This is a genomic window from Maribacter hydrothermalis (assembly GCF_001913155.1).
Taxonomy (GTDB): domain Bacteria; phylum Bacteroidota; class Bacteroidia; order Flavobacteriales; family Flavobacteriaceae; genus Maribacter; species Maribacter hydrothermalis.
On sequence record NZ_CP018760.1, the window covers coordinates 3,060,869 to 3,073,629 of the forward strand.

At 33.4% G+C, this 12,761-nt stretch carries 12 protein-coding genes; 10 read left to right on the forward strand and 2 right to left on the reverse strand.

Annotated features, from left to right (window positions below; translation table 11 throughout):
* Nucleotides 1-123: 123 nt before the first annotated feature.
* From BTR34_RS13140 to BTR34_RS13170, 7 genes are all read left to right on the forward strand, one after another.
* Nucleotides 124-681, forward strand: coding sequence for a nucleotide exchange factor GrpE (locus tag BTR34_RS13140; RefSeq protein ID WP_068486155.1), 558 nt, complete (start codon nt 124-126; stop codon nt 679-681).
* Nucleotides 682-690: 9 nt separating this feature from the next.
* On the forward strand, nt 691-1,806 hold the full coding sequence (dnaJ, locus tag BTR34_RS13145) for a molecular chaperone DnaJ (RefSeq protein WP_068486156.1): 1,116 nt from the start codon (nt 691-693) through the stop codon (nt 1,804-1,806).
* Between the two features lie 238 nt (nt 1,807-2,044).
* Nucleotides 2,045-2,983 carry an ABC transporter ATP-binding protein gene (locus BTR34_RS13150; protein ID WP_068486158.1) on the forward strand — a complete coding sequence of 313 codons (939 nt, stop codon included), beginning with the start codon at nt 2,045-2,047 and terminating at the stop codon, nt 2,981-2,983.
* Nucleotides 2,976-4,319, forward strand: coding sequence for an ABC transporter permease (locus BTR34_RS13155; protein ID WP_068486160.1), 1,344 nt, complete (start codon nt 2,976-2,978; stop codon nt 4,317-4,319). The genes BTR34_RS13150 and BTR34_RS13155 overlap by 8 nt, the downstream gene beginning before the upstream one ends.
* The gene (locus BTR34_RS13160; protein ID WP_068486162.1) at nt 4,316-5,251 is read left to right on the forward strand and encodes a mechanosensitive ion channel family protein; all 936 of its coding nucleotides are present in this window, start codon (nt 4,316-4,318) and stop codon (nt 5,249-5,251) included. Before BTR34_RS13155 ends, BTR34_RS13160 begins: the two co-directional genes overlap by 4 nt.
* The gene (locus tag BTR34_RS13165) at nt 5,238-6,119 is read left to right on the forward strand and encodes a DUF6268 family outer membrane beta-barrel protein (protein WP_068486164.1); all 882 of its coding nucleotides are present in this window, start codon (nt 5,238-5,240) and stop codon (nt 6,117-6,119) included. The genes BTR34_RS13160 and BTR34_RS13165 overlap by 14 nt, the downstream gene beginning before the upstream one ends.
* A 9-nt stretch (nt 6,120-6,128) precedes the next feature.
* On the forward strand, nt 6,129-7,292 hold the full coding sequence (locus tag BTR34_RS13170) for a sigma-54-dependent transcriptional regulator (RefSeq protein ID WP_068486165.1): 1,164 nt from the start codon (nt 6,129-6,131) through the stop codon (nt 7,290-7,292).
* A 19-nt stretch (nt 7,293-7,311) separates the two neighbouring features.
* Here the strand turns inward: BTR34_RS13170 and BTR34_RS13175 are convergent, their stop codons facing one another.
* Nucleotides 7,312-8,007 carry a hypothetical protein gene (locus BTR34_RS13175; protein WP_068486166.1) on the reverse strand — a complete coding sequence of 232 codons (696 nt, stop codon included), beginning with the start codon at nt 8,005-8,007 and terminating at the stop codon, nt 7,312-7,314.
* Between the two features lie 188 nt (nt 8,008-8,195).
* On the opposite strand from BTR34_RS13175, the gene BTR34_RS13180 reads away from it, so the two are divergent.
* Nucleotides 8,196-9,077 (forward strand): PPK2 family polyphosphate kinase, encoded by an 882-nt coding sequence (locus BTR34_RS13180; RefSeq protein WP_068486167.1) that lies wholly within the window; start codon nt 8,196-8,198, stop codon nt 9,075-9,077.
* Complete coding sequence (locus BTR34_RS13185) at nt 9,049-10,443, forward strand: M20/M25/M40 family metallo-hydrolase (protein ID WP_068486168.1); 1,395 nt, start codon at nt 9,049-9,051, stop codon at nt 10,441-10,443. The genes BTR34_RS13180 and BTR34_RS13185 overlap by 29 nt, the downstream gene beginning before the upstream one ends.
* Nucleotides 10,444-10,487: 44 nt before the next feature.
* Here the strand turns inward: BTR34_RS13185 and BTR34_RS13190 are convergent, their stop codons facing one another.
* Nucleotides 10,488-11,630, reverse strand: a complete 1,143-nt coding sequence (locus BTR34_RS13190; RefSeq protein ID WP_068486170.1) for an acyltransferase family protein — start codon at nt 11,628-11,630, stop codon at nt 10,488-10,490.
* A 191-nt stretch (nt 11,631-11,821) separates the two neighbouring features.
* On the opposite strand from BTR34_RS13190, the gene BTR34_RS13195 reads away from it, so the two are divergent.
* Nucleotides 11,822-12,754, forward strand: coding sequence for a peptidylprolyl isomerase (locus BTR34_RS13195; RefSeq protein WP_068486172.1), 933 nt, complete (start codon nt 11,822-11,824; stop codon nt 12,752-12,754).
* Nucleotides 12,755-12,761 lie beyond the last annotated feature (7 nt).

A 12,761-nucleotide genomic window follows, 5' to 3' on the forward strand; every position in this document is an offset into this window, starting at 1 on the left:
AAAACGAATTTAAATCCGCTTTTTGGCGGATTTTTTTTTATTCTTTTGTGACATTTTGACATTTTTAAAGAATTGGCAGTACTTTTGCCTGCTTTTAATCAGCGATTTAAATTACAACAAATTATGAGTGATAAAGAAAACACGTTGGAAGATGAATTCTTGGATGATGCGCTTTTAAATGGTGAGGACCAAGAGCAAAAGCAAGATAATGTAGATGAAGGTGTAGAATTGTCTGTGGAAGAGACACTTAGTGAAGAACTTGCGAAAGAAAAAGATAAATTTTTAAGATTATTTGCAGAGTTTGAGAATTATAAAAGACGTACGTCAAAGGAACGAATGGACTTATTTAAAACTGCAGGTCAAGAAGTTATGGTTTCCTTATTACCTGTAATGGATGATTTTGACAGGGCTATGAAAGAGTTAGCCAAGTCTGCTGATAAAGAAACTTTTAAGGGAATTGAGTTAATCAAGGTTAAATTAATAGAGACTTTAAAATCTAAAGGGCTAGAAACATTGGAAGTGAAAGCTGGTGATGTTTTTGATGCAGATATCCATGAGGCTATTACTCAAATACCGGCTCCGGACAAAAAGATGAAGGGCAAGATTGTTGACGTTATTGAAAAAGGATTTAAGTTAGGTGACCGTATCATTAGGCATCCAAAAGTTGTAGTAGGAAATTAAAAATTTGTGATGAAGGAAGATTATTATGATGTTTTAGGCGTCAGTAAGAGTGCATCTGCTGCAGAAATAAAAAAAGCCTATCGAAAGAAGGCACTACAGTACCACCCTGATAAAAATCCAGGGGATAGTGCTGCGGAAGAGAAGTTTAAAAAATCTGCTGAGGCTTATGAAATTTTAAGTGATTCTGACAAAAAAGCTCGTTACGATCAATTTGGACATGCAGCCTTTGAAGGAGGTAATGGCAGCGGTTTTGGCGGAGGCATGAATATGGATGATATCTTCAGTCAATTTGGCGATATTTTTGGCGGAGGCGGTTTTGGTGGCTTCAGCGGCTTTGGCGGCGGTGGCGGTCAAAGACGAGTAAAAGGTAGTAACTTACGGATAAGAGTCACTTTGACATTAGAAGAAATTGCCAATGGTGTTGAAAAGAAAGTTAAAGTAAAAAGAAAAGTACAAGCAGAAGGTGTTACCTATAAAACATGTTCAACCTGTAATGGTAGAGGGCAGGTTACAAAAATTCAAAATACTATTTTGGGAAGAATGCAAACAGCAGCTGTTTGTAGTACTTGTGGCGGTAGTGGTCAAATTTTAGATGGTAAACCTAACGATGCAGATGCACAAGGTCTTAAAATTACCGAAGAAACAGTTTCAATTAATATCCCTGCAGGGGTAGAAGAAGGAATGCAGTTAGAGGTTCCTAACAAGGGTAACGATGCTCCGGGTAATGGTATCCCGGGAGATTTGTTAGTGGCCATTGAAACTCAAGAACATGCTACTTTGAAAAGGGAAGGTGATAATTTGCATTATGATCTTTATGTAAGTATTTCAGAGGCAGTATTGGGAACATCGAAAGAAATTGATGCCGTAGGTGGTAAAGTTCGTATTAAATTGGAACCAGGAATTCAATCGGGTAAAATACTTAGATTAAGGGGTAAGGGAATTACAAGTTTAAATGGGTATGGCGCTGGTGATATTTTAGTACATGTAAATGTTTGGACCCCTAAAGAGTTGAATAAAGAACAGAGAGAGTTCTTTGAAAAAATGCAGGGGAACGATAATTTTGAGCCTAAACCTGAGAAATCAGATAAATCATTTTTTGAAAAAGTAAAAGATATGTTCTCTTAGACGCTGAAAATTTGATTTATAAATAAAAAACGTATATTTGAGATAATATTGGGAGACCAATATTAATTTTCTTTTTCATAGCAATTTTTTTCCCATCCTTAATTTATTAAGGGTGGGTTTTGCTTTTTAATGCAATTCCTAACCGTAGCAATTGTCGTTTAAATAGCGAAATGTATAAAGGATTCATAAAGAGCATATCTAGTCAAAACATTTCAATATCTTTGAATAAACTGCGTACATGAATCATATTTTGGTCGCTAAAGAGGTTACCAAACAATTTGGAAACCATACAGCTTTAAAAAACGTTTCCCTCGAAATCCCAGAAAACAGTATTTATGGTTTACTAGGCCCTAATGGAGCAGGTAAAACCACATTAATTCGTATCATAAATCAAATAACTTTTCCTGATAAAGGAGCTGTTTATTTAGATGGTAAACCATTGAGACCCGAACATATTTCACAAATTGGATATTTACCAGAAGAGCGCGGTCTATATAAGAGTATGAAAGTTGGGGAGCAAGCCTTATACCTTGCTCAACTGAAAGGGTTGTCTAAACATGACGCTAAAAAACGCTTAAAATATTGGTTTGAAAAGTTAGAAATAGGAGATTGGTGGAATAAGAAAATTCAAGAACTTTCTAAGGGTATGGCGCAAAAAATACAGTTTGTTGTAACCGTATTACATGAGCCTAAACTTTTAATTTTTGATGAGCCATTTAGTGGTTTTGACCCAATAAATGCAAACCTTATTAAAGAACAGATATTGGAGTTAAAAGAAAACGGTACTTCTATTATTTTTTCAACACATAGAATGGAATCTGTTGAAGAGCTTTGCGAGTATATTGCCTTAATTCATAAGTCAGAAAAAATATTAGATGGTAAATTAATTGATATAAAGAAAGCATATAAGAATAATATATTTAAAATAGGATTAGAAACTTCTAATCATAAGGCTCTAATTGCCGAAATACAGGATAAATTTCAACTTTTAACGAACGCATACGATAGTAACGAAAGCCAATTGAATTTAACTATACAATTGCCCACAAGTGAATCTCGAGAAGTTTTGGATTTTTTAAGCTCAAGGGCCAATATAAATGGCTTTGTGGAAACAATACCCTCAGCAAACGATATTTTTATAAAAGCTATTCAGAATAAAAATGTAGGTCATGAATAAGTTACCATTGATTATTAAAAGAGAATACTTGGCAAAAGTCCGAAATAAATCTTTCGTAATTATGACATTTTTGAGCCCATTACTTATGGTGGGTATGATTTTGTTGATTGCTTATTTAACACAGCTGAATGACAATGAGGAAAGAATAATTAGTGTGCTTAATGAAAGTGATTACTTTTCAAATGAATTTGTTACTTCAGAAGCAACTTCTTATGTTAATTTTAAAGATATAACATTGGCACAGGCCAAAGATTCTACAGAAAGTTTAGGTTATTATGGACTTATATATCTGCCAAATGAATCTAATATTGAGCAAGTTGCACAACGTTCATTTTTCTATAGTAAAGACACGCCTAGTTCTACAGTTTTAGATAAGTTAGAAAATTCAATTACTAGAAGATTAAGGCAAGAAAGACTACAAGAACTAGGTTTGTCTCCAAAAGAGTATGCCGAAATGGATCGCAGTTATACGATGAATATTGAGACTTTTGATGGACTTCAAAATATAAAAGGACTAAATGAAATTAAAGCAATAATTGGTGGTGCCTTCGGCTATCTAATAATGATGTTTATTATTATTTATGGTGGTTTTGTAATGAGGAGTGTAATAGAAGAAAAAACAAGTAGAATAATAGAAGTAATTATATCGTCGGTAAAACCTTTTCATCTAATGATGGGAAAGATAATAGGAACTTCTTTAGCAGGTATTACGCAATTTGGGATATGGATTGTATCGGGAGCTATTTTACTCTTTGTTGGCTTAGCTATTTTTGATATTGATCCAGCTAGTTTAACAAAAGGGGGTATAACACCTTCCATGGCTGGTAGTGAAAATATAAACGTTGGTGCTCTAACACAAGACATGCAATTATACGCTCAAGAAATATTTGAAATACCCATTTTTGCAATGATAATTTTCTTTATTATTTATTTTGTTTTAGGTTATTTAATATATAGCTCCATTTATGCTGCAATAGGTGCTGCTGTTGACAATGAGACCGATACACAGCAATTTATTTTTCCTGTAATATTACCGCTAATGTTGGCTATCTATGTAGGTTTCTTTTCTGTTTTTAGCAACCCTAATGGTCCAATAGCTGTTGCATTTTCTCTTTTTCCGCTAACATCGCCAATAGTTATGCTCATGCGTTTACCTTGGGGTATTGGTGAGGGTGGCGTTCCCGTATGGCAATTGATAAGTTCAATTTTAATTTTAATAGGTACTTTTATTGGTATCGTTTGGGTTGCAGCCAAAATATATCGTGTAGGCATACTTATGTATGGTAAAAAACCAAGTTATAAAGAACTATATAAATGGCTTAAATATTCGTCATGATTCAGGAGAGTACAGAAAAAATTAAAGAAATTATTGAGGATGATATCTGGGGGGTAATAAAAAAATTTTTAGACCTTGGGTATAAGTTTGGAGAAGGCGATAAATCTATTCATATAACGGTAGGTTTACTTTTGTTGCTCACTTTAGCTTTTTTTCTTACAAGTACAATATTACAAGGGTTAAGAAGATTTTTTACCAGAAAAATGGAAACTGATGATAAGTTAAAATTCATTAGTATTTTCAAGTTTATAAAGTATTTGGTCTATGTCATAGTCATACTTTTTACCATGAGCGCTGCAGGTATTAATATAACCATATTAATTACAGCCTCGGCAGCATTATTTGTTGGTCTTGGATTAGCTTTACAAGAAATATTTCAGGATATTATTGGTGGTATATTCATCATTGTAGATAAATCGTTAAGAGTTGGGGATATCGTAGAAATTGATAGTAAAGTAGGTAAAGTATTTGAAATTAAACTAAGAACTACAAGAGCACTTACCAGAGATGATAAGGTTATCATTATTCCTAATCATAAGTTTATAAGTGATATTGTTTACAACTATACTCAAAACCACAAAATGACCAGAGAACTAATACGGATAGGTGTAGCTTACGGTAGTGATGTTCAGTTAGTTACAAAAATTCTTTTAGATGTAATTAAAACACAAAGAAATGTTCTAAAAAGTCCTAAACCATTTGTTGTTTTTGAGGATTTTGGCGATTCTGCCTTAGTATTTACTTTAAACTTTTACATAACCGATAGTTTTTCCGATCCACGTATTAAAAGCGATTTACGTTATAAAATAGACGCCGATTTTAGAAAGAACAATATTACTATACCTTTTCCTCAAAGAGATGTACATTTATTTCAACAAGGGCCTTTTCAACATAGTAATGTATCAAATGTAGCGAATAATGAAAAGGCATAACGGTTATATTTTTTGGGTGCTTTTACTGGTAACAACTGTAAATTCTATATACTCACAAACACCAGATGTGTTTAGAATAGAGTATATGATAATGCCAGAGAATAGTGGTAATATTGAAACTTCTCGTATAAAACTAGTCTTAAACGTGCCGATCGCGGTAGGAGAAAAGAATGACTATGTTATTTTGGGTGCAGAATATAATAGATATAATTTTGAGGTACCCGATGATTTGTTTCCCAATTCAAACGATTTAAACAAATTTCATGTTGTAGATGTGAATTTGGCTTATATGTATAAATTAAGTGAAAAGTGGCGTTTAATAGGGGTTATTACCCCAAGATGGTCGTCAAACTTTGTAGAAGAATTTCAACAAGATGATTTTAATATGAATTTTACTGCAGGTACCTACAAGAATATTAAGGATGTTGAGAAGCCTTTTATTTTAGCTTTAGGTATTTCATATAATAGCACTTCACCTATAGATATACCGCTGCCTTTTTTGTATTATGAAAAGCGATTTCATCCTAATTGGTCGTATGTTGTCGGAGCACCAAAATCAGGAATGAAGTATTTTACCAAGAAGGGACATTTCTTTCAAACAGAATTATTTTTAGATGGGTATTATGTAAATATTCAGAACGATATTTTACTTCCAGGAAATAACTTATCTACAGATGTTTCATCTACGGCATTATTATTGACCTTAGGTTACCAATATAAGATAACCAAGGATATGTCCGTTTACATTATTGGCGGTCGTTCATTATTTCAAAACGGAGTGTTAAGGGATGAAGAAAGAAATGATATTTTCACCTTAAACGATGCAACAGGTCTCTACTTTAGAACAGGATTTAGAATAGGAATTTAAAAAATTATTATGCCAAAAATATTAGTAATAGAAGATGAAGCAGCAATTAGAAGAGTATTGGTCAAGATTTTATCCGAAGAGAACGAATCATATACTGTAGAAGAGGCTGAAGATGGATTAAAAGGTATTGAAACTATCAAAAGTAACGACTATGATTTAGTTCTATGTGATATTAAAATGCCTAAGATGGATGGAGTTGAAGTGCTGGAGGCGGCGCGTAAAATAAAACCGGAAATACCTTTTATTATGATTTCAGGGCATGGTGATTTAGATACGGCTGTAAATACCATGCGTTTAGGTGCATTTGATTACATTTCAAAACCGCCAGATTTAAATAGATTGCTTACCACTGTTAGAAATGCCTTAGATAAGAAGGTTTTAGTAGTAGAAAATAATAATTTAAAAAAGAAAGTAAGTAAGAACTATGAGATGATCGGTGCTAGTAGCGAAATAAATACTATTAAAGAAATGATAGAGAAAGTAGCACCTACTGATGCCCGTGTTTTAGTTACAGGTTCTAATGGCACCGGAAAGGAACTTGTTGCACATTGGCTTCATGAAAAAAGTGCCCGAAGCGATGCACCTTTTATAGAAGTTAATTGTGCGGCAATACCATCTGAACTTATTGAAAGTGAATTGTTTGGTCATGTAAAGGGCGCATTCACTTCTGCAGTAAAAGATAGAGCCGGTAAATTTGAAGCGGCAAATAAAGGGACCATATTTTTAGATGAGATTGGAGATATGAGTTTATCTGCCCAAGCAAAAGTTTTACGCGCGTTACAAGAAAGTAAAATATCTAGAGTAGGTACCGATAAAGATATTAAGGTAGATGTGCGCGTTATTGCAGCTACCAATAAAGATTTAAAAAAGGAAATAGAGCAAGGGAATTTTAGAGAAGATTTGTACCATAGGTTGGCCGTTATCCTTATTCAAGTACCTAGTTTAAATGATAGACGAGATGATATTCCATTATTAATAGAACATTTCTCTAAGAAAATTACGGAAGAACAAGGAATGGCCTTAAAAACCTTTTCCGATACGGCTATTAAATTACTAAAGGCATATGACTGGACAGGAAACATACGTGAACTTAGAAATGTAGTGGAACGTTTAATTATCCTTGGTGGTCAAGTTGTTTCAGAAGACGACGTAAAATTATTTGCCAGTAAATAAGGTATTATTGTAAATACGTCTATTTGGCCATATTGCAGTTTCCAATTTTATTTAAAGCCTTTTTGGTAATATTTTTAGTACGTAAATTATAGTATTTACTGCCTTCAGATAAGTTAGGGTTTAGGAGTTGTTTTTCACATTCACTATAAATACTTTTTGCAAAGGCCGTTGCCTCTTCACAATTAACGCCCTCCACAACTTTGTTCAATGAAATTTCATATTTCTCGAGTGAAGCATCAATGGTATCAAATAATTTTTTGTTTTTAGTTTCCTTTGTTGCTATTATTTCGGTAGTGCTAGGTTTTGTGTTTACCGTTAACAAATCATTAGAATATGAACTATTATGCGAGTCGTGAGAATCTAGTGTTAGTATTGTGTTTTCCGTAAGCACAATAGATTGGTTTAAGTAATTTTTAGTGCCTTCTAATGTGGTTGATTTAGTTGCTTGTAAAAGTATAGCTATATTTTCATAGATACTTTTTTTTGCAATAATACAGCCACAAACATCCAATTGAGTTTTTGTTTTTTCTATGGCGTTAATTGCTTTGTAAGTGTAAAACCTTGCTTGATTAATGTCGTCCGTGAGTAATGCAGCATTTGTTTGAACTTTTGCATAACCCATGTTCGAATTTGCATATTCGCATTCTACATTCGTCTTAAAAGAGGATAAAATTAAAAATGCCGTAGCGCCGAGTAGATATATACTTTTCTTCATTTGTAGGTTGTTAAGTTGTAAAATTTGGGATTTTACAATAATAAATTTAGTTTGTTTGCCTCGTTGAAAATATTTAATTCGTTACAATACCTATGAACTCCGATAAAACGATACTAATGCAGCTATTCAAAACTAAATTAGATCAATATAGAATTAGTATGGTTAAATTTTAAATTTTATATTTCATTATGAAAAAAATAGAAAGTAAAGAATACCGGGCGTATAAAGATTTTAATATAGTGGACTGTGCTACAAATGAGAATTTTGGTAAATCAGATAAGGTTTTAAAAAAGGAATTGTCCGCAATTAGACGAGAACTTGGAGAGTTCCAAGATACTATATACGCTCATGGAAAGTATAGTATTTTAGTATGCCTACAAGGCATGGATACAGCTGGGAAAGATAGTTTAATTCGTGAAGTATTTAAAGATTTTAATGTAAGTGGAGTAGAAGTACATAGTTTTAAAGTGCCAACCGAATTAGAATTAAGTCATAATTATTTGTGGAGACATTATTTGGTGTTACCTGCAAAAGGTAAATTTGGAGTTTTTAATAGAACGCATTACGAGAATGTACTTGTGACAAGGGTTCATCCAGAATATATATTAAATGAACATATTCCGGGCATACATTCGGTAGAGGATATAAATCAAACGTTTTGGGATAAAAGATTTGAACAAATTAACGATTTCGAAAGACACCTTGCGGCAAATGGAACTTTAATCTTTAAATTTTTTCTAAATCTTTCTAAAGAAGAGCAGCGTCAACGTTTGCTTAGAAGATTAGCGCTAAAAGAAAAACATTGGAAATTTTCACCCGGCGATTTAAAGGAGCGTAAATTGTGGAATACTTATCAAAAATGTTACGAAGAAGCAATTTCAAAAACAACACACGACCATGCTCCGTGGTATGTGGTGCCAGCAGATAATAAAAAGGCAACCCGTGTAATTGTGGCTTCGATTCTACTTCAATCGTTAAAAAAATACAAAGATATTAAGGAGCCTAAGTTAAGCGAAAAAATAATAGCTAATTTAGACGACTATGAAGAACAGCTACAGAGTGAAAAATAAACTTACCTTATTAATAGTCATTACTTTTTCTTATTTGGGTTTTGCTCAAATTACGGACCAAGAACAAATTAAAAAAATTTATGATACTGCCCTATCTCAAGGTAAAGGGTACGATTGGTTAAATTACCTATCTAATCAAATAGGTGGTCGGCTTTCTGGCTCTATACAAGCGCAACAAGCTATAGATTATACTAAAGCACAGCTAGATTCATTGGGTGTTGATGAGGTTTGGTTACAACCGGTAATGGTTCCTAAGTGGGTGAGAGGTACGCCCGAATTTGCATATTTTGAAACAACCCCAGGTGTAACTACCAATGTGGCTATTTGCGCGTTAGGGGGGTCTGTAGCAACGCCTCAACAAGGTATTAAAGCAGGTATAATCGAGGTAGATGGTATAGAACAGTTGACCGTTTTAGGTAAAGATAAAATTGAAGGCAAAATTGTGTTTTTTAATAAACCAATGGATCCAACTTTAATAAACACGTTCAGTTCATATTCTAATTGTGTTGATCAGCGTTATGCAGGCGCACTAGAAGCTTCTAAGTTTGGTGCCTTAGGTGTCATTGTTCGGTCCATGAACCTTAGGTTAGATGATTTTCCGCATACGGGTTCAATGAGCTACGGCGACCAATTAGTTAATGAAAGAATACCTGCTGCGGCAATAAGTACGAATGCAGCAGATTTATTAAGTACATCCTTAAAATTAAATCCTGAAATAAAATTTTATTTTAAGCAGAATTGTAAACAGTTTGATGATGTTCAATCTTTTAATGTAATTGCTGAGATTAAAGGAACTTCTAAACCAGATGAAATTATAGTTTTTGGGGGGCATTTAGATTCTTGGGATCTAGGTGATGGTGCTCATGACGACGGAGCTGGTTGTGTGCAAAGTATGGAAGTGTTAAACCTGTTTAAAAAAACGGGTTACAAACCAAAACGCACGGTTAGGGTAGTTTTGTTTATGAATGAAGAAAACGGGTTAAGAGGAGGAAATAAATATGCCGAGGTAGCGGCATCACAAAATGAGAAGCATATTTTTGCTTTAGAAAGCGATTCTGGAGGCTTTACACCAAGAGGCTTTTCGTTTGATAGTACAGATAAAGACTTTGAAAAAATTAAAGGATGGAAATCTTTATTTGAGCCCTATTTGGTTCATTATTTTGAAAAAGGCAGTGGTGGAGCGGATATTGGGCCTTTAAAAAATGAAGATATAGTTTTAGCTGGACTAAGACCGGATTCACAACGATATTTTGATCATCATCATTCTGAAAACGATACCTTCGACCAAGTAAACAAACGGGAACTTGAATTAGGAGCGGCCTCAATGGCAAGTTTAATTTATTTAGTAGATAAATACGGCTTCTAATTAAAGCTATTTTTGCTTTAAACTTTTTGTTTGAATATAAGTTCTTATTTATCAGAAATACTACTAGGTAAATTTTCTAGCTTGTTAGGTTTTAAAGAGTTGCTTACCCATTTTAGATTTAAGAAGTAATCTATTGTTAATCCAAGGTATTTTTCAAGAAAATTAGATAACGGCCCTGCTATATATTTAACGATAATAAAAGATACTGTTATCATAAGGGTTATGGTACCTACTAGAATTAAATATTTATTGAAGTGGTCCATTAGATTGTTGAAAATGATATACCCAATTCGCTGATGAAGAAGATATAATGGGTAGGTCATAATTCCTAAATACAAAAAATAGGGTTTGTTTAACCATTTTAAACGACCTAAAATAACCATTAACATAATAGCATATACTGAGAACATTACTGCAACAATAATAGGTTTTGAAAAGGTTTCTTGATAAATGATCATGGCCATTTTTGCGTAAATCATTCTATGAAAAGTAGAAAGAATAAAACATATAAAAATAGCTGAACCATTTTTTAAACTTATTTTTTTATTCTTATATATTTCGGCCATAAGAATACCTCCAATAAAGGCGGGAGCCCATTCGAACATTAAAAACAAGTTTAGGACACGAACAATGATATTTCCTTGCACAAATGGATAGATAATTGATAAGGCTAACCATATATAAGCAATTGTCGTAATTTTGATTTTTTTGTAGCGATATAAAATTAAGTAAGCTAAGGCAAGAGCGTAAAACCTTAGCTCAACGGCCATGGTCCAATAAGCACCATCTAACCTTTCTACATCAAAGAAGTCTTGTAATAAGGTTAAATTGAATAAAAATTGACCAAAAGTTGCATGAAATCTTGGTGCTCCAAAATATATCGTTACCATGAATGTGATAAACGCACAAAGCCAATACACCGAAAATAGGCGCACTACCCTAGATTTAAAAAAATAAGTAACAGATTTATTTGAAACCGAGAGTGTAATTACAAAACCACTAATAATAAAAAATAAATCAATGAATACAGCACAGTATTTTATCCATTCACCTGAAAGTTCCAAAAAACTTAAGTTCGTTAAGTTGTCCGCTTTGAAGCCTCTGTACAAATAGTGAACTAGCATAATGCCAACGGCGGCAATAAATCGTAGCAAATCTATTTGGTAAATACGTTGTTTAACAGGCATATAGTAACAAGGCAATTATTTTCAGTAGACAAACAACGACAATATCCTCTAATTAGTTAATTCTACTCGATAGAAGTATTAATTATCTAGTTTAACTTCTAAGAAATATCAAATAATGAGCTTAATAAAATAGCTTAAACTTCAAAATCGCTAAATTTCTTTACCTTTACCTCTTATTTAAAAATAGTATAATGGAAGAAGGAATTTACGCTAAGTTTAATACAAGCAAAGGTGAAATTTTAGTAAAGTTAACACACGATAAAACTCCAGGAACAGTGGGTAATTTTGTGGCACTGGCAGAGGGAAATCAAAAAAATAGTGCAAAAAGCATAGGCGAACCATATTATGATGGATTAAAATTCCATAGGGTTATTCCAGATTTTATGATTCAAGGAGGATGTCCTCAAGGAAGAGGTACTGGTGATGCTGGTTATAAGTTTGATGATGAATTTCATGCTGAATTAACACATAATGCTCCGGGTGTACTTTCAATGGCAAATTCTGGACCAGGCACTAATGGAAGTCAGTTTTTTATAACTCATGTCGCTACACCATGGTTAGATAATAAGCATACCGTATTTGGACATGTTACAGAAGGACAAGAAGTCGTTGATTCAATTGCACAAGAGGATTTAATTAAGTCTTTAGAAATTGTAAGAGTAGGTGAAGATGCTAAAAAATGGGATGCAGTAAAAGCATTTCAAAATTTTAACGCTTCTGGTGAAGCTCGTTTAGCTGCTGAAAAAGCAAAGCAAGAGGCTGAACTTGACAAAGTAGCTGCTGGTTTTGAATCAACAGCATCTGGCCTTCGTTATAAAATGATTCAAAAAGGTAATGGAGCACAGGCCCAAAGTGGCAAAAACGTATCTGTCCATTATGAAGGGTCTCTTTTAAACGGTCAAGTTTTTGATTCTTCCTACAAACGAAATTCTCCTATTGATTTCGAATTGGGAATTGGTCAAGTTATCCCTGGTTGGGATGAAGGTATTTCTTTGTTGAAAGTTGGTGACAAAGCCCGTTTCGTGATTCCATCGAATTTGGCATACGGTGCTGCAGGTGCTGGTGGTGTTATACCCCCAAATGCAACATTAATATTCGATGTAGAATTAATGAAAGTCGGTTAACCAAAAA

Bases quoted from the DNA above. Each gene is read 5' to 3' on its own strand.
- BTR34_RS13190 (WP_068486170.1), bottom strand. From the start codon at position 11,630: ATGCCTGTTAAACAACGTATTTACCAAATAGATTTGCTACGATTTATT.
- BTR34_RS13170 (WP_068486165.1), top strand. From the start codon at position 6,129: ATGCCAAAAATATTAGTAATAGAAGATGAAGCAGCAATTAGAAGAGTA.
- BTR34_RS13140 (WP_068486155.1), top strand. From the start codon at position 124: ATGAGTGATAAAGAAAACACGTTGGAAGATGAATTCTTGGATGATGCG.
- BTR34_RS13175 (WP_068486166.1), bottom strand. From the start codon at position 8,007: ATGAAGAAAAGTATATATCTACTCGGCGCTACGGCATTTTTAATTTTA.
- BTR34_RS13150 (WP_068486158.1), top strand. From the start codon at position 2,045: ATGAATCATATTTTGGTCGCTAAAGAGGTTACCAAACAATTTGGAAAC.
- BTR34_RS13195 (WP_068486172.1), top strand. From the start codon at position 11,822: ATGGAAGAAGGAATTTACGCTAAGTTTAATACAAGCAAAGGTGAAATT.
- BTR34_RS13180 (WP_068486167.1), top strand. From the start codon at position 8,196: ATGAAAAAAATAGAAAGTAAAGAATACCGGGCGTATAAAGATTTTAAT.
- BTR34_RS13160 (WP_068486162.1), top strand. From the start codon at position 4,316: ATGATTCAGGAGAGTACAGAAAAAATTAAAGAAATTATTGAGGATGAT.
- BTR34_RS13185 (WP_068486168.1), top strand. From the start codon at position 9,049: ATGAAGAACAGCTACAGAGTGAAAAATAAACTTACCTTATTAATAGTC.
- BTR34_RS13155 (WP_068486160.1), top strand. From the start codon at position 2,976: ATGAATAAGTTACCATTGATTATTAAAAGAGAATACTTGGCAAAAGTC.
- dnaJ (WP_068486156.1), top strand. From the start codon at position 691: ATGAAGGAAGATTATTATGATGTTTTAGGCGTCAGTAAGAGTGCATCT.
- BTR34_RS13165 (WP_068486164.1), top strand. From the start codon at position 5,238: ATGAAAAGGCATAACGGTTATATTTTTTGGGTGCTTTTACTGGTAACA.